The organism is Phenylobacterium sp. (assembly GCF_016124325.1).
Lineage (GTDB): Bacteria > Pseudomonadota > Alphaproteobacteria > Caulobacterales > Caulobacteraceae > Phenylobacterium.
This window is the reverse complement of the sequence record NZ_WGNY01000019.1, coordinates 96,013-116,679: the sequence shown is the minus strand read 5'-3', so window position 1 is coordinate 116,679 and position 20,667 is coordinate 96,013. Positions and strand designations below refer to the sequence as shown.

General features: G+C 69.3%; 19 protein-coding genes. 9 read left to right on the top strand and 10 right to left on the bottom strand.

Going from position 1 to position 20,667, the window contains the following annotated elements; all coding sequences use genetic code 11:
* The first annotated feature begins 195 nt into the window (after nucleotides 1-195).
* The 3 genes from cysD (at nucleotide 196) to GC203_RS11365 (ending at nucleotide 3,905) form a co-directional block, all read left to right on the top strand.
* A complete protein-coding gene (gene cysD / locus GC203_RS11375) occupies nucleotides 196-1,149 on the top strand; it encodes a sulfate adenylyltransferase subunit CysD (RefSeq protein WP_293454337.1) in 954 nt (317 codons plus the stop codon).
* Nucleotides 1,149-3,059 carry a sulfate adenylyltransferase subunit CysN gene (gene cysN, locus GC203_RS11370; RefSeq protein ID WP_293454336.1) on the top strand — a complete coding sequence of 637 codons (1,911 nt, stop codon included), beginning with the start codon at nucleotides 1,149-1,151 and terminating at the stop codon, nucleotides 3,057-3,059. The genes cysD and cysN overlap by 1 nt, the downstream gene beginning before the upstream one ends.
* A 78-nt stretch (nucleotides 3,060-3,137) precedes the next feature.
* A complete protein-coding gene (locus tag GC203_RS11365; RefSeq protein ID WP_293454335.1) occupies nucleotides 3,138-3,905 on the top strand; it encodes a sulfite exporter TauE/SafE family protein in 768 nt (255 codons plus the stop codon).
* A gap of 23 nt (nucleotides 3,906-3,928) precedes the next feature.
* On the opposite strand, the gene GC203_RS11360 is transcribed toward GC203_RS11365, so the two are convergent.
* The 4 genes from GC203_RS11360 to GC203_RS11345 all read right to left on the bottom strand — a co-directional run bounded on the left by GC203_RS11360 (nucleotide 3,929) and on the right by GC203_RS11345 (nucleotide 7,700).
* A complete protein-coding gene (locus GC203_RS11360; protein ID WP_293454334.1) occupies nucleotides 3,929-4,948 on the bottom strand; it encodes an NAD(P)-dependent alcohol dehydrogenase in 1,020 nt (339 codons plus the stop codon).
* A gap of 62 nt (nucleotides 4,949-5,010) precedes the next feature.
* Nucleotides 5,011-5,772 (bottom strand): N-acyl homoserine lactonase family protein, encoded by a 762-nt coding sequence (locus GC203_RS11355; protein WP_293454333.1) that lies wholly within the window; start codon nucleotides 5,770-5,772, stop codon nucleotides 5,011-5,013.
* Between the two features lie 36 nt (nucleotides 5,773-5,808).
* Nucleotides 5,809-6,975, bottom strand: coding sequence for an MFS transporter (locus GC203_RS11350; protein WP_366501715.1), 1,167 nt, complete (start codon nucleotides 6,973-6,975; stop codon nucleotides 5,809-5,811).
* 71 nt (nucleotides 6,976-7,046) lie between these two features.
* A complete protein-coding gene (locus GC203_RS11345) occupies nucleotides 7,047-7,700 on the bottom strand; it encodes a class I SAM-dependent methyltransferase (RefSeq protein ID WP_293454332.1) in 654 nt (217 codons plus the stop codon).
* A 446-nt stretch (nucleotides 7,701-8,146) separates the two neighbouring features.
* On the opposite strand from GC203_RS11345, the gene GC203_RS11340 reads away from it, so the two are divergent.
* From GC203_RS11340 to GC203_RS11325, 4 genes are read left to right on the top strand one after another with little or no spacing between them, the layout of a single operon-like run.
* A complete protein-coding gene (locus GC203_RS11340) occupies nucleotides 8,147-8,323 on the top strand; it encodes a hypothetical protein (protein WP_293454834.1) in 177 nt (58 codons plus the stop codon).
* Between the two features lie 39 nt (nucleotides 8,324-8,362).
* Nucleotides 8,363-9,640, top strand: a complete 1,278-nt coding sequence (locus GC203_RS11335; RefSeq protein WP_293454330.1) for an aminotransferase class III-fold pyridoxal phosphate-dependent enzyme — start codon at nucleotides 8,363-8,365, stop codon at nucleotides 9,638-9,640.
* The gene (locus GC203_RS11330; protein WP_293454329.1) at nucleotides 9,640-11,073 is read left to right on the top strand and encodes an amidase family protein; all 1,434 of its coding nucleotides are present in this window, start codon (nucleotides 9,640-9,642) and stop codon (nucleotides 11,071-11,073) included. The genes GC203_RS11335 and GC203_RS11330 overlap by 1 nt, the downstream gene beginning before the upstream one ends.
* The gene (locus tag GC203_RS11325; protein WP_293454327.1) at nucleotides 11,073-11,435 is read left to right on the top strand and encodes a DUF423 domain-containing protein; all 363 of its coding nucleotides are present in this window, start codon (nucleotides 11,073-11,075) and stop codon (nucleotides 11,433-11,435) included. The genes GC203_RS11330 and GC203_RS11325 overlap by 1 nt, the downstream gene beginning before the upstream one ends.
* On the opposite strand, the gene GC203_RS11320 is transcribed toward GC203_RS11325, so the two are convergent.
* Nucleotides 11,432-12,655, bottom strand: a complete 1,224-nt coding sequence (locus GC203_RS11320) for a multidrug effflux MFS transporter (RefSeq protein WP_293454325.1) — start codon at nucleotides 12,653-12,655, stop codon at nucleotides 11,432-11,434. The two genes, GC203_RS11325 and GC203_RS11320, sit on opposite strands and share 4 nt — an antisense overlap.
* Before the next feature lie 75 nt (nucleotides 12,656-12,730).
* Between GC203_RS11320 and GC203_RS11315 the strand changes: the two genes are divergently transcribed.
* Together GC203_RS11315 and pip are read left to right on the top strand one after the other, a co-directional pair.
* Nucleotides 12,731-13,744, top strand: coding sequence for an alpha/beta hydrolase (locus GC203_RS11315; protein ID WP_293454324.1), 1,014 nt, complete (start codon nucleotides 12,731-12,733; stop codon nucleotides 13,742-13,744).
* An 8-nt stretch (nucleotides 13,745-13,752) separates the two neighbouring features.
* Entirely contained in the window at nucleotides 13,753-14,745 is a 993-nt protein-coding gene (gene pip, locus GC203_RS11310) for a prolyl aminopeptidase (RefSeq protein ID WP_293454322.1), read from the top strand.
* Here the strand turns inward: pip and rodA are convergent.
* From rodA to GC203_RS11285, 5 genes are read right to left on the bottom strand one after another with little or no spacing between them, the layout of a single operon-like run.
* Nucleotides 14,742-15,896 carry a rod shape-determining protein RodA gene (rodA, locus tag GC203_RS11305; protein ID WP_293454321.1) on the bottom strand — a complete coding sequence of 385 codons (1,155 nt, stop codon included), beginning with the start codon at nucleotides 15,894-15,896 and terminating at the stop codon, nucleotides 14,742-14,744. The two genes, pip and rodA, sit on opposite strands and share 4 nt — an antisense overlap.
* Nucleotides 15,893-17,854 carry a penicillin-binding protein 2 gene (gene mrdA / locus GC203_RS11300; RefSeq protein ID WP_293454319.1) on the bottom strand — a complete coding sequence of 654 codons (1,962 nt, stop codon included), beginning with the start codon at nucleotides 17,852-17,854 and terminating at the stop codon, nucleotides 15,893-15,895. Before mrdA ends, rodA begins: the two co-directional genes overlap by 4 nt.
* Nucleotides 17,855-17,861: 7 nt before the next feature.
* Nucleotides 17,862-18,377 carry a hypothetical protein gene (locus tag GC203_RS11295; RefSeq protein ID WP_293454318.1) on the bottom strand — a complete coding sequence of 172 codons (516 nt, stop codon included), beginning with the start codon at nucleotides 18,375-18,377 and terminating at the stop codon, nucleotides 17,862-17,864.
* The gene (gene mreC / locus GC203_RS11290; protein ID WP_293454317.1) at nucleotides 18,374-19,540 is read right to left on the bottom strand and encodes a rod shape-determining protein MreC; all 1,167 of its coding nucleotides are present in this window, start codon (nucleotides 19,538-19,540) and stop codon (nucleotides 18,374-18,376) included. Before mreC ends, GC203_RS11295 begins: the two co-directional genes overlap by 4 nt.
* A 43-nt stretch (nucleotides 19,541-19,583) precedes the next feature.
* Nucleotides 19,584-20,627 carry a rod shape-determining protein gene (locus GC203_RS11285; protein ID WP_012522835.1) on the bottom strand — a complete coding sequence of 348 codons (1,044 nt, stop codon included), beginning with the start codon at nucleotides 20,625-20,627 and terminating at the stop codon, nucleotides 19,584-19,586.
* Nucleotides 20,628-20,667 lie beyond the last annotated feature (40 nt).

Sequence of the window (20,667 nt, the reverse complement as noted above, 5' to 3'; positions counted from 1 at the left end):
TCGGACATCCATGGCGTGCGGCGGGCTCGGCGCAAGCCAGCGCTCGGCAGCTGGTTCCTGTCATAAAGGCTGGCGGCGGGGCGAGAAATCCTGCAACCGCCGCAACTTGCGCGGCTATTGGCCGACCGCTAACTCAACGGCGCTGGCCCCGCGCGGCAGGCGGCGCCACAAGCGACTCTATAGTAAGGTCACTACATGGACGCGCGCGTCCTCTCCCAATCATCCAATACATCAGGCGACGTGTCCGTTCCGACCCTCACGCACCTTCAGCGCCTGGAAGCCGAGAGCATCCACATCATGCGCGAGGTCGTCGCCGAGTGCGAACGGCCGGTCATGCTCTATTCGATCGGCAAGGACTCGGCCGTCATGCTGCATCTGGCGGCCAAGGCCTTCTATCCGTCGAAGCCGCCCTTCCCGCTCCTGCACGTGGACACGACCTGGAAGTTCCGGGCGATGTACGAGATGCGCGAGCGGATGGCGAAAGAGCTCGGGTTCGAGCTGCTGGTCCACCAGAACCCCGACGCCATCGCCCAGAACATCAACCCGTTCGACCACGGCAGCGCCAAGCACACGGACATCTGGAAGACGGAAGGGCTGAAGCAGGCGCTGGACAAGTACGGCTTCGACGCCGCGTTCGGCGGGGCCCGCCGCGACGAGGAAAAGTCGCGCGCCAAGGAGCGCATCTTCTCGTTCCGTTCGGCCCAGCACCGTTGGGACCCCAAGAACCAGCGCCCCGAGCTTTGGCGGCTCTACAACACCCGCAAGAACCCGGGCGAGAGCATCCGCGTCTTCCCGATCTCGAACTGGACCGAGCTCGACATCTGGCAATACATCCACCTCGAACAGATCCCGATCGTGCCGCTCTATTTCTCCGACGTGCGCCCGGTGGTGGAGCGCGACGGCACGCTGATCATGGTCGACGACGACCGCATGCCCCTTAGGCCGGGGGAAGAACCGATGATGAAGTCGGTGCGGTTCCGCACCCTGGGCTGCTACCCGCTGACCGGCGCGGTGGAGAGCACGGCGGCGACGCTGCCCGAGATCATCCAGGAAATGCTGCTCACCACGACGTCCGAGCGTCAGGGGCGGATGATCGACCACGATCAGGCCGCCTCGATGGAGAAGAAGAAGCAGGAGGGCTACTTCTGATGGCCCACCAGTCCGCGCTCATCGCCGAGGATATCGGGGCCTACCTCCATCAGCACGAGCACAAGTCGCTGCTGCGCTTCCTCACCTGCGGCTCGGTGGACGACGGCAAGTCCACCCTGATCGGGCGGTTGCTGTACGACTCCAAGATGATCTTCGAGGACCAGCTCGCGGCCCTCGAAGCCGATTCCAAGAAGGTGGGCACCCAGGGCGGCGACATCGATTTCGCCCTGCTGGTCGACGGCCTGGCCGCTGAGCGGGAACAGGGCATCACCATCGACGTCGCCTACCGCTTCTTCTCGACCGACAGGCGAAAGTTCATCGTCGCCGACACGCCCGGCCACGAGCAGTACACGCGCAACATGGTCACCGGCGCCTCGACCGCCGACGCCGCCGTGATCCTGATCGACGCCCGCAAGGGTGTGCTGACCCAGACCCGCCGCCACAGCTATCTCGTCAGCCTGCTCGGCATCCGCCACGTGGTCCTGGCCATCAACAAGATGGACCTGGTCGATTGGAGCCAGGAGATCTTCGACGCCATCGTCGGCGAATATCGCGACTTCGCCGCCCAGATCGGGATCAACGACTTCACGGCGATCCCCATGTCGGCGCTGAAGGGCGACAACATCACCGAGGTCAGCGCCAAGGCGCCATGGTATTCCGGCCCGCCGCTGATGCGCTGGCTGGAGGACGCGCCGGTCGAGGACGATCTGCAGGCCCGGCCGTTCCGCATGCCCGTCCAGTGGGTGAACCGGCCCGACCTCGACTTCCGTGGCTTCTCCGGCCTGATCGCCTCGGGCGTCGTGCGCCCCGGCGACAAGCTCAAGGCCCTGCCCTCGGGACGCGAGAGCACGGTGGACCGCATCGTGACCTTCCGGGGAGACCTGCCCGAGGCGGTGGCCGGCCAGTCGGTGACGATCACCCTGAAGGACGAGATCGACGTCAGCCGCGGCGACGTGCTGGCCGCTTCGGCCCGCCCGCCCGAGGTCGCCGACCAGTTCGAGGCGACGCTGGTGTGGTTCGACGACGAGCCTCTGCTGCCCGGCCGCCCCTATCTGATGAAGCTGGGCGCCCGGACGGTCACGGCGCAGGTCCACGAGCCCAAGTACAAGGTCAACGTCAACACCTTGGAGCACCTCGCGGCCAAACGCCTGGAGCTCAACGAGATCGGCGTCTGCAACCTGGCGCTTTCGGCGCCGATCGCGTTCGACCCCTACGCCGAGAACAAGGACCTGGGCGGCTTCATCCTGGTCGACCGGCTGTCCAACCGCACCGTCGGCGCGGGCATGCTGCACTTCGCCCTGCGGCGCAGCCACAACATCCACTGGCAGGCCACCGACGTGGGCAAGGCCTCCCGCTCCGCCGCCAAGGGCCAGAAGGCCCGGGTGGTCTGGTTCACGGGCCTCTCCGGCGCCGGCAAGTCGACCATCGCCAACCTGGTGGAGAAGCGCCTGCACGCCGAGGGCCGCCACACCTACCTGCTCGATGGCGACAACGTGCGCCACGGCCTGAACAAGGACCTCGGCTTCACCGAGGAGGACCGCGTCGAGAACATCCGCCGGGTGGCCGAGGTCTCCAAGCTGATGGTCGACGCGGGGCTGATCGTCCTGGTCTCGTTCATTTCGCCGTTCCGCGCCGAGCGGCGCATGGCGCGCGAACTGATGGGCGAAGGCGAGTTCGTCGAGGTGTTCGTCGACACGCCGCTGGCCGAGGCCGAGAAGCGCGACGTGAAGGGCCTCTACGCCAAGGCCCGCGCCGGCCAGCTCAAGAACTTCACGGGCATCGACAGTCCCTACGAGGCCCCGGAAGATCCCGAGATTCGCGTGAACACCGTCAGCCTCACGGCCGAGCAGGCCGCCGAGCAGATCGTGGAGTGGCTGCACGCCGACCAGGCGCGCGACGCCGCCGGCTAGCCGACGGCCGGGCGCGCGGGTGATCCCGCGGGCCTTCTTCGTTCAGATTTCGGCGCCCGCACGAGGAACCTCGAAACGATGGACCCGGACTTCTGGCTCTTCGGCGCCGTCGGCTTCGCGGCCCAGCTGGTGGACGGCGCCCTGGGCATGGCCTACGGCGTCATCTCCACCTCGGTGCTGCTGAGCTTCGGCGTCACCCCGGCCAACGCCTCGGCCAGCGTTCACGCCGCCAAGATGTTCACGGGCGTCGCGTCGGGCGTCTCGCACATCGTCTACGGCAATGTGGACTGGAAGCTGCTGGCCCTGCTGGCCGGCGGCGGCGTGCTGGGCGGCGGCCTGGGCGCCTATGTGCTGACCTCGATCCCCGGCGAGGTGGTCAAGCCCTACGTCGTCGCCTGGCTGGGTTTGATGGGCCTGGTCATCCTCTATCGCGCCTGGCGCCAGACGCGGCCGAAGGTGTTCTCGTGGCGCTCACCCCTGCCCCTGGGCCTGCTGGGCGGCTTCTTCGACGCGATCGGCGGCGGCGGATGGGGCCCGGTGGTGACCAGCTCGCTGATGGGCGCCGGCGCCGATCCCCGCAAGGCCATCGGCACGACCAACGCCGCCGAGGTGTTCGTCGCGGTGGCGACCTCGGTGACCTTCCTGGCCAGCCTGCTCAGCGGCCACTGGGCGACGGAAGGCCTGCGCGGCCTGCTCTGGTCGCTCGCCGGCCTGATCGCCGGCGGCGTGATCGCCGCGCCCGTGGCCGGCTGGATGACCAAGGTCCTGCCGCTGCGCCTCCTGACCTGGCTGGTCGGCGGCGTCGTTGTGGGGCTCGCCGTCTGGCAGGCCGTCCTGCTGTTCTAGAGGCCTCAGGCGGGCCCGGCGCCCTAGAACTCCAGGACGATCTTGCCGAAATGCTCGCCCGCGGCCATCGCGGCGAACGCCGCCTTCGCCTCGATCCACGGGAACACCTTATCGACGACCGGCTCGATCCGGTGCAGTTCGATCGCCCGGCACATGGCTTCGAACATGTCGCGCGAACCCACGGAAAGACCTTGTAGTTTCGCGGAATTCGCGATCAGGGCCGCCGGGTTGAAGGGTTCGCCGGCGCCGGCGACCACGCCGATGATCGCGATGTGCCCACCGATGCGGACGGCCTTCATGCTTTCGTGGATTGTGCCGGCGCCGCCGACCTCCATGATGTAGTCGGCTCCGCGCCCAGAGGTGACCTCGCGAACCGCCTTCGACCACTCCGGCGCGGCGCGATAGTTGACCACGTGGTCGGCGCCCAGCGCACGGGCGCGCTCCAGCTTCTCGTCGGAGGAAGAGGTGATCAGCGTGCGGTAGCCCGCCGCCTTGGCGAATTGCAGCCCGAAGATCGAGACCCCGCCCGTGCCCTGGAGCACCACCGTGTCGCCCGGCTCCAGGCGCGCGTCGTGGAAGAGCCCGCGCCATGCGGTCAGGGCCGCACACGGCAGGGTCGCGACCTGATGATCGGTAAGGAATTCCGGGACCTTGGACAGGCCTTCCTCACTGAACACCTGAAGTTCCGCGCCAGCGCCCGGGATCGGAAAGCCAAGCGCGCTCACCAGCTTCTCCAGCGTCGGCGGCCCGGACACCCAGTTCTGGAAGAACAGCGTCGAGACCCGTTCGCCGGGGCGGAACCGCGTCACCCCATCGCCCACCGCTTCGACCACGCCGCAGCCATCGGAAAAGGGCGTGATCACATCGCTCGTATTCGCGGCGCCGCGGCCGTACATGCCGTTGACCATCAGGAGGTCGCGATAGTTCAGCGACACGGCCTTCATCCGCACCAGGACCTGGCCCGGTCCGGGCCTCGGGTCGGCGACTTCGACCACCTGAAGGGCGTCCACGCCCCACGGGGCGGACACGTTCAACGCACGCATGGGCTTCCTCCTGGACCCATCATAGGCGCCCAGGCTGGGAGGCCTGCAAGCGTGTCGCCACGTCAGGCCCGGGCGGAAGGAAGCACCGCGTCGGCGCCCCACTGGTCCGGATCGTGGCCATAGACCATCACGGTTCCGGCGTCGCGCCGGGCCAGGAGGCCGTCCAGGGAGCGGTTCATCAGGGCGTGGTCGGAATAGGCTGGAAAGTCGCGCGTCTCGACGACCTGGCAGTTGTAGCAGGCGTCCCCAACCAGGATGTGGTCGCCCTGGTCGCTCCGCACGCGCAGCGACTGGTGACCGGGCGTGTGGCCGAAGCTGGGGATGCAGGTGACCGAGCCGTCGCCGAAGAGGTCGTGTTCGCCATCGACCAGTGTGACGGCGTGGCCGAGGTCATAGTAGCGCCGGGGCAGGAAGTAGCGCGACGCCACCTCGTCGTCGAAACCCGCCTCCCACTCGCGCTTCTGGACCACCAGCCTGGCGTTCGGGATCTGATGCAGGCCCCCGGAATGGTCGAAATGGAGGTGCGAGAGCACGACGTAGCGGACCCGCGCCGGATCGATGTCCAGGCGCTGCAACTGCGCCTCGACGGTCTCCTCCTCGCCGAAGGTGATGTCGAGGTCCTGGCTGCGCAGCGCCTGAAGGTAGGGGTCGCCAGGCGTGTGCAGGCTGGTGGAGAAGCCGCAGTCGAACAGCGCCACGCCATCGGGATGCTCGATCACGTAGAACGGCACGGGCACCGAGACGCGCCCGCCGCCGGCCATGCCCAGGCCTTCAGCCGGGCTGTGGAACTGGCCGCAGACGCAGCCGAACAAGCGCAAGCCCATGGTCGCCTCCCGTTTTCACGGATCGTAGGCGTCCGTTCAGGCCGGGTCGAGCCTGCGCACTCCATAAAGCCGCAGGGCTCCGATCAGTCCCGCCACGCACATGGCGCTCATCAGGAAATAGCCCTGGGCGCCGAACCGATCGAACAGGGGGCCTGACGCCATGGTGGCCAGGCCGCTCAGCACGCCGCCGGAGAGCGCCGAATTGATCGCCTGGGCCGCCGAGGCGTTGCGCGGCGTGGACAGCCGCTCGACGAGCTGGAGCGAGGCCAGGAAGGTCGCCGCATAGCTCAGCACGTGCAGGGTCTGCAGCGGGAAGACCAGCCAGAGCGGCGGCGCAAAGGCCAGCGCCGTCCACCGGATCACCGCGGCCACGCCGCCCAGCACGAGCAGGTTCCGCGGACCGACCCGCCGTCGCCACGGCTCGAAGAACCACATGAACGCCACCTCGGCGCCGACGCCCACGCCCCAGAGCACGCCGGTCAGGCTTTCGGGGATCCCCTGCTGCTTCCAGGCCAGGGTCGAGAAGCCATAGTAGAACGCGTGCGCCGACTGGATGAGGCCGGCGGCCAGGGTGGCGGTCATGAAGCCCGGATCCCGGAGCAGTTCGCCCAGCCCGGCGAAGCGATCCTGCGCCCTCACCGCCGCGCCGTCCTCGTGGACCGGATCGGCCGGCAGCAACCAGCGCGCCGCGAGTCCGGCGAGCGCGGCGGCCGCGGTGATCCAGACGAGCACCAGCTCGGGCGATCCCCAGGTCAGGACCGCGCCCATCACGATGTTGGCCACGATGAAGGCCGCCGAGCCGATGCCGCGCGGCCAGCCGTAGTTGAACCCGTCACGCCGGGCGCGGCTCAGCACGATGACGTCGGTCAGCGGCGAAAGCGTCGAGAACGCCGACGAGGCGGCGAACCAAACCACGGCCCACCCTGCGAAGCCCAACGGCAGCGCCATCAGGGCGTAGGCGACCGCGACGCCCAGGCCCATGACGATCAGCGGCGTGCGCCGCAAACGGAAGCTGTCGGCCCAGATCGCCAGCATGGGCGCGCTCAGCGCCCGCGCCAGCATGGGCAGCGAAAGGATCAGCCCGATCTGGGCGCCGGACAGGCCGTGGTGATGGAACCACACGGGCATATAGGGCGAGCTCGCGCCCGTCCCGATGAAGATCGCCGAATAGTAGAGGCCGAGCCGGACCGGGAGCGACAACACGCCCGGCCTATACTGCGCGCCGCTCGCCTTGTCGTGGTCGAGCTTCCATCAGGCCGCCGCTGACAGGCGGCCTATTTCGTCGCCACCAACACCACCCATTCGCCGCGCTTGAGACCGAGCAGGTCCAGCGCTCGTTCCTGCAGCGCGATCTGGCCGGCGGAGACGCGGGGCGCCGCCCGGCCGTTCGCCTGGGCCACCTTGGTCGATTGGTCCAGGACGTACTCGGCGGCCGAGCGGCTGCCCGGCGAACTGAAGACGTCGACCTTCTTGAACCCGGCCTTCCGGCCCATCTTTTCGAGCACGTCGCCCGGGAAGAGGAAGAGGTGGCGGGGCGGCTCGAGGCCACGCCAATCGGGGCCGAAGAGCTTGTGCCCCAGGGCGTCGACGTTCGGCGTGATCATCACCAGCCGTCCGCCCGGCGCCAGAATGCGCCGGCATTCGTCGAACACCCCCTGGGGATCCAGCAGATGCTCGATCACGTTGCTGAGCACGACGGCGTCGAAGTGGTCGTCGGGGTATTTCTGCGACGCGAGGTCGCCGACGCGAGCGTCGACGCCCGGATAGCGGCGCGCCGTCGCCACGGCGTCGGCGTCGAAGTCGATGCCGTGGGCGTCCCATCCCTCGCGCGCCATCCACGCCACGTACGCGCCGGTTCCACAGCCGACGTCGAGCAGCCGGCCGGGCGGCATGTCGCTCAGATAGCGGTTGTCCGTGAGGAACGACATGCGCCGCCAGAAGAGAACGGCGCCGAGCAGGCGTTTCGCGAGCTTCTGCTTGGCCCCGGAGGCCTGGGGGACGATCGGCGGAAGCTCTTCGTCCTCCGCGACGTGCGTCCAGTATCCGTCGTAGAGCTTGCCGATCTCGTCGGGTCAAGGCCTGGGGTCGAGCCAGGCCAGCCCGCACTTGGCGCATCGGCGGGTCGACCATACCCCCGGCGCGCCGAACTCGTGGTCACGGAGACCGGTGTGGACGACCTCTCCGGTCGCGCCGCAATTGTCGCAACGCAGATGAGGGTCGCAAACGACGCCTTCGTTGACGATCGCCCGGGGTTCTTGAGCCAGCATGAGCCATCCGCCCAACCGTAAATGACGGTCAACCATCCTACAGGCGTATGACAGAACACAAGGCGTCGTGCGCTCAGGACGACGATTCCCCTGTCTTGCGGGCCACGATGGGGCAGAAAAGCGCGAAAGCAGCGCTTTCCCATTGCGGTCGGCCGCCGCGGCCGCCTCGCCAGACCATCGCCGCCATCGACGCGGGTAAATACTCCCCTTCGCTCAAGGCGGCGTTCCGCATCGCGCGCGTCTTCGGCGCCAGCGTCGAGGACGTCTTCCAGTGGCGGGATTGAACGGCCTATGGTGCGCCGACGCCGCAGGAGGACCCCGAGATGAGCCGTCCCAACAGTCGCGACCGCGAACTGCGCGAGCGCGCCGCCGCCGTGATCCCCGGCGGCATGTACGGCCACCAGTCGGTCGGCCTGCTGCCCGACGACTATCCGCAGTTCTTCTCGCGCGGTGAAGGCGCGCATATCTGGGACGCCGACGGCAACCGCTACCTCGACCTGATGTGCGCCTACGGGCCGAACCTGTTCGGCTACGCCCATCCCGAGATCGACGCCGCCTTCGTCCGCCAGCTCGGCCAGGGCGATACGATGACCGGCCCCACCGGGCTGATGGTGGAGCTGGCCGAGGCGCTGGTGGGCATGGTGAGCCATGCAGACTGGGCGATCTTCTGCAAGAACGGCACCGACGCCACGACCATGGCGCTCACCACCGCCCGAGCCCACACCAGGCGGCGCAAGGTCATCCGGGCCAAGGGCGCCTACCACGGCGCGGCCCCATGGTGCGTGACCCGGCCCACCGGCGTGATCGACAGCGACCGCGCCAACCAGATCTTCTGCGACTACAACGATGTCGCCAGCCTCGAGGCGGCGGTGGCCGAAGCCGGCGACGACCTGGCGGCCATCTTCGCCGCGCCGTTCAAGCACGACGCCTTCGTCGACCAGGCCGAGCCCGACGCCGCCTACGCCCGCCGCGCGCGCGAACTGTGCGACGCCACAGGCGCGCTCCTGGTGGTGGACGAGGTGCGGGCCGGCTTCCGTCTCTCGCGCGACTGCTCGTGGAGCCGCATCGGCGTCGAGCCCGACCTGTCGAGCTGGGGCAAGTGCCTGGCCAACGGCCATCCGCTGTCAGTGATGCTGGGCTCGGACAAGGCCCGCAAGGCCGCGTCCTCGATCTTCGTGACCGGCTCGTTCTGGTTCCAGGCCGCGACCATGGCGGCGGCGCTGGAGACGTTGAGGCTGATCCGCGAGACCGACTACCTGGAGCGCATCACCGCCCTGGGCGAGCGCCTGCGCGCGGGCTTGGCCGAGCGCGCCGCGGCGGCCGGCTTCGGCCTGCGCCAGACGGGCCCCGCGGTCATGCCGCTGTTCCTGTTCGACGACGACCCCGACCTGCGCAAGGGCTTCTGCTTCGCCTCGGAGATGCTGTCGCGCGGCGTCTACGCCCACCCCTGGCACAACATGTTCTTCTGCGCGGCCATGACCGAGGCCGACGTGGACGGCGCGCTCGATGCCGCCGAGGGCGCCTTCTCCGCCCTGAAGCGCCAGGTGCGCGACCTCGAGCCCGTCGAGAAGCTGGCCTTCCTCACCGCCGGAGCCCGTTGATGCCCAAGATGACGACCTTTTCCGAGTACGACGGGCTGGGCCTGGCCGAGCTGGTCCGCAAGCGCGCCGTGACGCCGGGCGAGCTGGTCGAGGCCGCCATCGACCGGATCGAGGACCACAATCCCACCCTGAACGCGGTGGTCTACAAAGGCTACGAAGACGCCCGCCGCTGGGCCACCGAAGCGCTGCCGGACGGACCCTTCAAGGGGGTGCCGTTCCTGATCAAGGACCTGGGCATGCCGGTGGCCGGCTGGCCTCGAAGCCACGGCAGCAAGTTCGCCCGAGGCGTGGTCGACACCGAGGACGGCGGTCTGACCGCCCGCTTCCGCGCCGCCGGCGTGATCCCGCTCGGCAAGACCAACACGCCGGAGTACGGCATCACCGGGACGACCGAGAGCGCGGCCTTAGGTCCTTGCCGCAACCCCTGGAACCCCAATCACATCTCGGGCGGATCGTCGGGCGGCGCGGCCTCGGCCGTGGCGGCCGGCATCGTGCCGCTGGCGCACGCCTCGGACGGCTTGGGCTCGATCCGCATCCCGGCGGCCTGCTGCGGGCTGGTGGGCCTGAAGGTCACGCGCGACCGCAACCCGAACATGCCGGACGGCTTCGACTATGCGCTGGGCAACGTGGTCGACCACGTGGTCAGCCGCACGGTGCGCGACTCCGCCGCCATGCTGGACGCCACGGGCTATCCCGAGCCCGGCTCGCCCTACCCGGCCCCGCCGAAGGAGCGGCCCTATCTCGAAGAGGTGCAGCGCAGTCCCGGCAAGCTGCGGATCGCCTGGTCGTCCGAGACCCCTTCGGGTCGGCCGATCGACCCCGAGATCCAGGACGCGCTGGAGCGCACCGCCGCCTTGCTGAAGGGACTGGGCCACGAGGTGATCGAGAAAGGGCTGGGCATCGACTACCGCGCGCTGTTCGCCTCGCGCGGTCCGGCGGCGGCGGCCAACTTCGCCGCGGGCATGGCCCGGCTGATCGAGCAGGTGGGCCACGAGCCGGAACCCGACGAACTGGAGCCCCTCACCTGGGCGTCGCTCAAGGCCGGCCGGCGGCAGACCGGAGCCGACGTCATGCGCTCGCTCCAGGAGACGCGCATGCTGAACCGGCAGACGCTGGCCTTCTTCGAGGATGTCGACGTCTATCTGACGCCCGTGCTCGGCACGCCCGTCCCCGAGATCGGCTTCATCGATCCGGTCAATCTGGAGCCCAAGGAGGTGAACCGGCGCCAGGCCCGCGTCTTCCCGTTCACCCCGCCGTTCAACTTCTCGGGCCAGCCGTCCATGTCGCTGCCTCTGGAAATGGACTCCAACGGCCTGCCGATCGGGATGATGTTCACCGGCCGCTACGCCGACGAGGCCACCCTGTTCCGGCTGGCCGCCCAGCTCGAAAAGGAAGCGCCGTGGAAGGATCGCCGCCCGAGGGTGTGGGGCTGATGCGTCTCTGGATGATTCTCGCCGCCCTCGGCGGCCTCGCCTCGGTGGGCTTCGGCGCGTTCGGCGCCCACGGCGTCTCCGACCCGAAGCTGCAGGGCTGGCTGCGCACCGGCGCCGAGTACGGGCTCGCCCATTGCCTGGCGGTGTTCGCCTGCGCGCTCGTCTGGCAGATGGGCGGCGCGCGGGCGGCGATCGCCGCCCCGCTGTTCCTCGCAGGCGTGGCGGTCTTCTCGAGCTCGCTCTACGCCATGGGATTGGGCGGGCCGCGCTGGCTGGGCGCCGTCACCCCGATCGGCGGCCTCGCCTTCATGGCCGGGTGGCTGGTCCTGGCCTGGGCCGCGACGGCGGTGCGGCAGTCCTAGGCCTTCTTCGGCAAGGCCAGGCCGTGCAGGCAGGCGGCTGAGCCGGCGAGCGCGATGAACATCACCGCCGCCATGGGCCTGGGCGTGCCGTCGTGCAGCACGCCCGCCAGCATCGACGCCAGGGCGCCGGCCCCGAACGACATCATGCCCATCAGCGCCGAGATGGCGCCCGCCCGCAACGGGTCGACGCTCAGGGCGCCGGCCATGGTGTTGCCCTGGATGAACCCGTAGCTGGAGAGCAGCAGGAAGAGCAGCGGCAGCACGATCCACGGCCCATCGAGCCCGACGAACACGGCCAGCGCCATGACGGCGCCGATCGCCAGCGCCACCAGGCTGGATCGGGCCAGCACCTGGTCGGGCGTGCGGCGGCGCAGGACGAAGCGGTTGACCTGGTTGCCGCCGATGATGCCCACGGCGTTGAGGCCGAAGAGCCAGGGGAACAGCGCCACCGAGACGCCGTAGGTGCCCATCAGCAGTCCAGGCGACGAGGAGAGATAGGTGAACAGCGTGGCCCCGTTCAGCGCCCCGGCAAGCGCGTAGCCCACCAGGCGCCGCGCCCGGAGCACCGCGACATAGGACTGGAACGCGTTCTCCTGGCGGGCCTGGGTCGCCGTGGCCTCGGAGCGGGATTCGCGGAGCCGCAGGATCGCCGCCACGCCGATCGCCACGCCGAAAGCCGTCATGAACCAGAAGTTCAGCCGCCAGCCGCCGAAGGCCAGGAGCGCGGCGCCCAGCAGCGGAGCCAGGATCGGCGCCAGGCCCATGATCAGCATCATCAGGCTCAGCACCCGCGCCGTCTCGGTATGGTCGAACCGGTCCCGGACAACCGCGCGCGAGACCACCCCGCCGGCGCAGGCGCCGAGGGCCTGGATGAACCGCCCGGCCAACAGCTGTCCCGCCGAAGCCGCCAGGGCGCAGCCCGCCGAGGCGACGATGAAGATGGCGACGCCGGCCAGGATCGGCAGGCGCCGTCCGATGCGATCGGACCAGGGGCCGTAGATCACCTGCCCCACGGCCATGCCGGCCAGGAACGCCGAGACCGTGGCCTGGGTCTCGCCGGGGTCGGCGTGCAGCGAGCGCCCGATCGCCGGCAGGCTGGACAGGTACATGTCGATGGCCAGCGGGCCCATCGCCGTCAGCGACCCCAGAAGGACCACCAGGCCCCATGGCGTCTGCGACGGTTGGGCGGAAGACTCGTTGGCGGACGTCACGACAGCCATGCCCATATGGCGAAGCCGGGTTCAGGGAAACCCGGTTTGCGGCGATGATCGCCGCCAGGCAACGGGAGGACTGGAATGTCGGCGCTTGAGACCATGATGCCGCCGGTGAAGCGCGCGGCGGTGAACGGCGTCGAGATCGCCTACTACGAGGCCGGCCCGCGCGAGGGCGTCCCGATCGTGCTGTGCCACGGCTTTCCCGAACTGGCCTTTTCGTGGCGCCACCAGATCAAGGCCCTGGGCGAGGCGGGCCGCTGGGTGATCGCGCCCGACCAGCGTGGCTATGGCCTCTCGTCCAAGCCGTCGAATGTCTCCGACTACGGCATCGACCAGTTGACCGGCGACCTGGTCGGGCTGCTGGACCATCTGGGTGTCGAGAAGGCGATCTTCTGCGGCCACGACTGGGGCGGCATCGTCGTTTGGCAGATGCCCCTGATGCACCCAGACCGCGTCGCGGGCGTCATCGGGCTCAACACGCCCTTCCTGCCGCGCGCCCCCGCCGACCCGATCGCGATCATGCGCAACCGGTTCGGGCCCGACATGTACATCGTCTGGTTCCAGAACCCCGACGAGCCCGAAGCGGTGCTCGGCGCCGACGTGGACAAGACCATGCGCTTCTTCATGCGCGAGCCCGCCACGCCGGCCGGGGCCAGCGGCGGCCTGAGGGCGCTGACCGGCCAGGACGACGCCCCGGCCGAGGGCGGCTCCACCTTCGCCTTCAAGGACATGCTGCGCGCCTGGGACGGCGTCACGGGCCCGGCGCAGATCCTGACGCCGGAGGAGCTGGCGGTCTTCGTCGAGGCGTTCCGGTCGGGCGGCTTCTTCGGGCCGGTGAGCTGGTATCGCAACTTCACGCCGAACTGGGCGCGCTCCGAGAGCCTGCCCACCCGCGTCGACGGCGTTCCCTGCCTGATGATCACCGCCGAACGCGACGCGGTTCTGACGCCGGAGATGGCCGAGCCCATGCCGCACTTCGTCGGCGACCTCGAGACGCACATGGTGAAGGGTTCCGGCCACTGGACGCAGCAGGAGAAGCCGGCCGACGTCGACGGCCTCATCCTGGACTGGCTGGACAAGCGTTTCCCGCAGTAGAAGGAAACATGGAAAGAAACACCCCCGCGCCCACGATCTCGTCGGCCCAGCACCGGCGGGGGCTGTTCCCCGACAACGAGCCGTTCGCCTCGGGCTGGCTGGCCACCGGCGGCCCGCACGAGATCTTCTACGAGGAGTGCGGCAATCCCCGCGGCAAGCCGTGCGTCATCCTGCACGGCGGCCCGGGCGGGGCGATCAATCCGACCATGCGGCGCTTTTTCGATCCGCAGAAGTGGCGCATGGCGCTGTTCGACCAGCGCGGCTGCGGGCGCAGCCGGCCGAACGCCAGCCTGGACGACAACACCACCTGGTCGCTGATCGACGACATCGAACGGCTGCGCGAGCACCTGGGCGTCGAGAAGTGGTGCGTGTTCGGCGGCTCCTGGGGTTCGACGCTGGCGCTGGCCTACGCCATCAAGCATCCGGAGCGGGTCGAGAGCCTGGTCCTGCGCGGCGTCTTCCTGCTGACCGAGCGGGAGCTGCGGTGGTTCTACCAGGACGGGGCCTGCATGCTGTTCCCCGACGCCTGGGCCCGGTTCTGCGCGCCGATCCCCGAGGCCGAGCGCGGCGACATGATCAGCGCCTACCACAAGCGGCTGACCCACCCCGATCGGCGCATCCAGGCCGAAGCGGCGGCGGCCTGGAGCCAGTGGGAGGGCGACACCATCTCGATCCGCGGCCCCGAGGCGCGGCCGTCGAAGTTCAACGAGATCGACTTCGCGATCGCCTTCGCCCGCATCGAGTGCCACTTCTTCGCCAACGGCGGCTTCTTCCCCTCGCCCAACTGGCTGCTGGAGAGCGCCGCGGCGCTGAAGGACATCCCCGGCTGGATCGTCCAGGGCCGCTTCGACGTGGTCACGCCCATGGAAAGCGCGTGGAAGCTGCGGACCGCCTGGCCGGCCGCGCGTTTCGAAGTAGTGTGGGACGCTGGCCACGCCTCGACCGAACCCGGCATCGTCGACGCCCTGGTGCGGGCGACGGATCAGGCGCTCCGCCTCTAGACGAAGCTGCCCTTGCCGCTGGTGACTTCCGCGTAGCGGTGCACGCGCACCGACTGGACGAGGCCGAAGCCGATCATCACGGTCAGGATGACGGTGCCGCCGTAGCTGAGCAGCGGCATCGGCACGCCCACCACCGGCGCCAGCCCCATCACCATCGCCCCGTTGATCAGGACGTAGAGCGTGAAGGTGGCCGTGGCGCCCGCCGCGGCCAGGCGGCCGAAGTGGCTGTGGCTGACATAGGCGGTGCGCAGCGCCATGAAGATCACCGCCGCATAGAGGACGAGGATCGAGACGCAGCCCACGAACCCGAATTCCTCGGCCAGAGTGGCGAAGATGAAATCGGTCTGCTTCTCGGGCAGGAAGTTGAGCTGGCTCTGCGAGCCCAGGCCATAGCCCTTGCCCAGCAGGCCGCCTGAGCCCAGGGCGATCATCGACTGCAGGATATGGTAGCCGGCGCCGGACGGATCGGTCTCGGGGTGCAGGAAGGTGAAGATCCGTTCCCGCTGGTAGTCATGCAGGACGAAGGTCACCACCGGCACCACCGCGGCGAGCGCGCCGGCGATCCCGATGCCGATGAGCCGCCACGACAACCCGGCCATCACGACGATCGCCGTGCCCGTGAGCGCGATCAGCATGGCGGTGCCGAGGTCGGGCTCCAGGGCCACGAGCCCCACCGGCACCGCGATCATGGCCGCCGGGATCAGCAGCCACCAGGAAAGCCGGGCCCGATCGGCCGGGACGCCGTGGTAGAGGCGCGCGAGCGCCAGGACGATGCCCAGCTTCATCATCTCGGACGGCTGGAAACTCACCGGTCCCAGCGACAGCCAGCGCTGGGCCCCCAGGCGCACGTCGCCCACCAGCTCCACCGCGATCAGCAGCACGACGCCCAGGCCGTAGATCGGATAGGCCAGCGCGAACCAGACGCGGATGTCGATCATCGCGAGCGCAACCATCAGCAGGACGCACAACGCGAAACGGATCACGTGCGCCGCGGCCCATGGCTGCCACGACGAGCCCGCGATCGAGAACTGCATCAGCGCGCCGGCGCCGGCGATCAGGCACAGCACCAGGACGAAGACCCAGTCGACCTCGGACAGCTTGACGATCAGCCGCTCACGCTCGCCGGGACGGGTCAGGGCTGAGACGGTCATGTGGCGGTCTCCGGCGGCGGCGGCTGGATCTCGATGGGCACCGGCGGCGAGGCGCCCTCGTCCGGAAGGTCGGCGGGAAGCTCGGGAAGCGGCGTCGGATTCTGCACCCGCTTCAGCACGTCGGGATCCTTCAGCAGGATCGTGCGCATGATCTCGCGCGCGCGGGGCGCGGCGGCGCTGGCGCCGAACCCGCCATGCTCGACGAGGACGGCGATGGCGTAGCGTGGATCGTCATACGGCGCGAAAGCCACGAACCAGGCGTGGTCGCGCAACTCCCAGGCGCCGGCGGTGCCATGGACGCCGCGGCCGCTGCCGTAGGAATAGTGCTGCGCGGTGCCGGTCTTGCCGGCCATCTTGATGGGTCCGAGGCCCAGGTCGGCGACCCGCGCGGCCGTGCCGCTGGTGGTCACCGCCGCCATCGCCTCGCGGACGAACTCGAGATGTCCTTTATCGACCGGCAGGTCGCCCCAGTCGGAACCCGGCTTCTGCTCCACCCCGCCGATCGAGCGGATCAGGCGCGGGTGCAGCGACTTCTGGCCGTTGGCGATCCGCGAGACCATCACGCAGAGCTGTAGAGGATTGAGGTGGGTATAGCCCTGGCCGATGCCCATGCTGGGCGTCTCGCCGGGATGCCAGACGGGGTCCTTCGGGAACCGCCGCTTCTTGTAGGCGCGGTCGGGCACGAGGCCCGCCTTCTGGCCGGGGATGCCGATGTCGAAGATTTCGCCCAGGCCGAACTTGCGGGCCGTCTCGGCGATCTTGTCGGGTCCGACCGCAAGCGCGCACTGGTAGAAATAGATGTCGCACGAGGTGGCGATGGCGCGCTTCAGGTCGAGCGCGCCGTGCACCTGGTCGCATTTCCACACGCGTCCGAAGGTCCAGTGGCCGGTGCAGACGTGCACCGTCGCCGGATCGTAACCGTTCTCCAGCGCCGACAGCGCCACCATGGTCTTGAAGGTGGAGCCCGGCGGATAGGTCGCCGTCAGCGCCTTGTTGAACAGCGGCTTGTGATCGTATTGCGCCAGCGCCCGGTACTCGGCGCCCGTCAGACCGCGGACGAACTTGTTGGCGTCGAAGCTGGGCCCCGAGAACATGCACAGGATGTCGCCGGTGCGGCAGTCCATGGCCACGGCGGCGCCGCTCTCCGTGCCGAACACCTCCTCGGCGCGCAGCTGCACATCGAGATCGAGGGTGAGCTGGATCTCCTTGCCCGGGGTGGCGGGAATATCGCCGTCGGCGTCCTTGCGCACTTCGCGCCCATGGGCGTCGACCTCCACCTTCTCCGCGCCAGGCTTGCCGCGCAGGTCGAGATCGAAGGCCTTCTCCACGCCCTGGCGGCCGATCCGGAAGCCGGGATGCAGCAGGATGGGATCGGAATTCGGGCCGGTGGACGAGATGTCCTCGCGGTTGACCTTGGCCACGTAGCCGATCACGTGGGCGAACGCGCCGCCGTACGGATAGACCCGCACCTCGCCCATGTCGGCGGTGACGCCCGGCAGCTCCGGCGCGCGGACGTTGATCGCGCTGAACTGCTCCCAGCTCATGTCCTCGGTCACCTGGACCGGGGAACGCCGCGGCGCGGCGTTGATGTCACGCAGCAGGCGGCGCTGGCGGCTCGGATCGAGCGGCACGAAGTCCGCCAGCGTCTTCAGCGTCGCTTCCGGGTCCATGCCCTTGTCGCGCGCCACCATCAGCCGGAAGTTCGGGCGGTTGGCCGCCAGCACGGCGCCGTTGCGATCGACGATCACGCCCCGCGGCGCGGGCAGGAGCTTGAAGTTGAACTGGTTCGAGACCGCCAGCTTCTCGTAGCGCTGGGTCTCGAAAAGCTGGAGGTAGGCCAGGCGCGAGCCGAGCGCCGTCAGGCCCAGACCCGCGAACGCCCCCATCAGGATCGCGCGCCGGTGGAACACCCCCTGGCGCTCGTTCACCTCCTCGAAGAAGAAGAAAGGCTGGGTCATGGCGCGCTCAGCGGAACCTCACGTCCGCGTCCTCGAACCGCTCGATCAGCCGGTTGGCGAACGAATAGAGGACCAAGGTGGCGAGGAACTGCCATCCCACCGAAACCGGATCGGGCATGTTCTGGGTGTTGAGCATGGTGAAGAGATAGCCCGCGCCGAGGGCCAGCGCGGTGGCGGCGCCGTACCAGACCCACATCATGAGCTGGCTCTGTCCGGCCAGCATGGCGCGCCCGCCGAGCACCAGGCCATAGGGCAGCAGCAGGCACACCGACCAGAACCCGATCCGCGAACCCCACAGGAGATCCAGGAACAGGCCCATCAGCATCACGCCGAGCGGCGCGAGCATCGAGGGGCGGATCACGGCCCAGGCGAAGGTCACCGGCATGGCGAAGACCGGCTCGGGCAGCCCCAGGCCCCAAAAGCGGAACGGCAGGGCGAACACCAGGCTCGCGGCCATCACCTGGAGGATCGGAACGCCCAGCCAGCGCCAGGGCGCCAGGGGCTGCGCGCCGCTGTTGCTCATATCGGCGGGTCCCCGGCGGGCGGTTTGGCGGCGGCGGGCTTGGGCGGCGCGGTGGCGGGCTTCGCCGTCTGCGGGCTCGCCTGGGCGGGCTTGGCGGCCGGCGGCTTCGCGGCCGCCGCGGCCGGAGCCTGCGGCTTGGGCGCCTCGGCCGCCGGGGCGGCGGCCTTCGCCGGCGGCGGCGCGGCGGGCGTCGGCGCCGCCGGCTTCGACGCCGGGCCGGGCGCATTGGCCCGCGCCAGCAGTTCGGCGGCCGACGGCTCCGAGCCGTTCGGCATGGGCGGCGGCACCTCCAACTTGTCGAGGGCGGCCTTGTTGGTCACCTGGGCGAAGTCGTCGAAGAGCAGGATGCGCACAAAGTCGACGGGCGCCTTGTCGGAGGCGAGGACCACCCGCCAGCGACCGTCCAGGCCCTTGACGGCCACCCCGACCGGAAGGCCGCGCGGGAAGAGGCCGCCGTCGCCGGAGGTCAGCACGAGGTCGCCGTCCTTCACCGGGTTCTGTCCGCGCAGGTATTCGAGCTTCGGGTTCGGCCCGCCGTCGCCCGTCAGGATCGCGCGCGCGTTGGAGCGGTCGATCATCACCGGCGTTCGCGAGGCGACGTCGGTCAGCAGCAGCACCCGGCTCACCCCGCTCGTCACGCCGATCACGCGGCCGACCAGGCCGTTCTCGCTCATCACCGGGTTGCCGACCTTGATCCCCTTCTCGCTGCCGGCGTCGGCGAGGCGCGAGTTCGCGAACGGCCCGCGGCTGTCGGTGACGATGCGGGCGGTGGCCGCCTCGACGGGGGGGTCGGTCTTGAGGCCGAGGATGGCCCGGTAGCGGTCGTTGGCGTCGCGCAGCTGGATGGCCTGGTCGCGCCACTGCTGCATCGTCTTCAGTTCGGCGCGCAGGCGGCGGTTTTCCGAGACCGCGAAGAAATAGCCCCGGACGCCCTGGACGCCTTCGCCCGTCAGTCGGCCCGGCGTGGACAGCGCCTCCCCGACCGGCGCCATGACCTTGTCCGACAGCGTGCGCGGGCGGCCGTAGGCGTCGGTGTCGAACGCCTCGCGCCGGTCGCTGAGCAGCAGCGTGACCGAGACGATCATGACCACGATGAAGACGATGCCCGCTGTCCAGGTCAGCGGCACCCTCAGTTCGCCGAGCGGGTTGTCCCTCAAGGACATCTAGGCTTCGCCCCTAAAGCGCGCGCCCCCCGACGCAAGCATCTTACGCCAAAGTGGATTCCAGGACGCCCTTCATCCACTTGGGATGTTCGAGCACTTTGCCGCAGCCCAGCGCCACGCAGGACAGCGGATCGTCGGCCACCGTCACCGGCAGGCCGGTGTGGTCGCGGATCTCGGCGTCCAGCCCGCGCAGCAGCGCGCCGCCGCCGGTCAGCATGATGCCCTTGTCGGCGATGTCCGAGGCCAGCTCGGGCGGCGTGGCCTCCAGAGCCATCTTCACCGCGTCGACGATCTGGCCCACCGGCTCGGAGAGCGCGTCCGAGGCCTGCTTCTCCGAAATCCGCACCTCGCGGGGCACGCCCTGCATCAGGTCGCGGCCCTTGACCTCGATGGAGAGGCCTTCGCCGTCGGCCGGCGCGCGGGCCGTGCCGATCTCCTTCTTGATCCGCTCCGCCGTGGTCTCGCCGATCAGGAGGTTATGGTTGCGGCGCATGTAGCTGATGATCGCCTCGTCCATCTTGTCGCCGCCGACGCGGACCGAGCGCGAATAGACGATGCCCGAGAGCGAGAGCACGGCCACCTCGGTGGTGCCGCCGCCGATGTCGACCACCATCGAGCCCGTCGGCTCGTGGATCGGCAGCCCCGCGCCGATCGCGGCGGCCATCGGTTCGTCGATCAGGCCCACGCGGCGCCCGCCGGCGTTCAGGCAGGAATCGTTGATCGCGCGCCGCTCCACGGCGGTGGCGCCGGACGGCACGCACACGATCACCTTCGGGTTCACGAAGCCCTTGCGGTTGTGAACCTTGCGGATGAAGTACTTGATCATCTCCTCGGCGACTTCGAAGTCGGCGATCACGCCGTCGCGCATGGGACGGATGGCCTCCATGTGGCCCGGCGTGCGGCCCAGCATCTGCTTGGCCTCGATGCCGACGGCATGGACCACCTTGCGGCCGCCCACGTTCCGGAGGGCCACAACCGATGGTTCATTCAGCACGATGCCTTTGCCCTTCATGTAGATGAGGGTGTTGGCGGTGCCGAGGTCGATGGCGATGTCGTTGGAGATGGCGCCGAAGAGCGAAGAGATCATGCAGGGCCCTGAGGGGATGGGGGCTGAGTTCCGAGCCGAC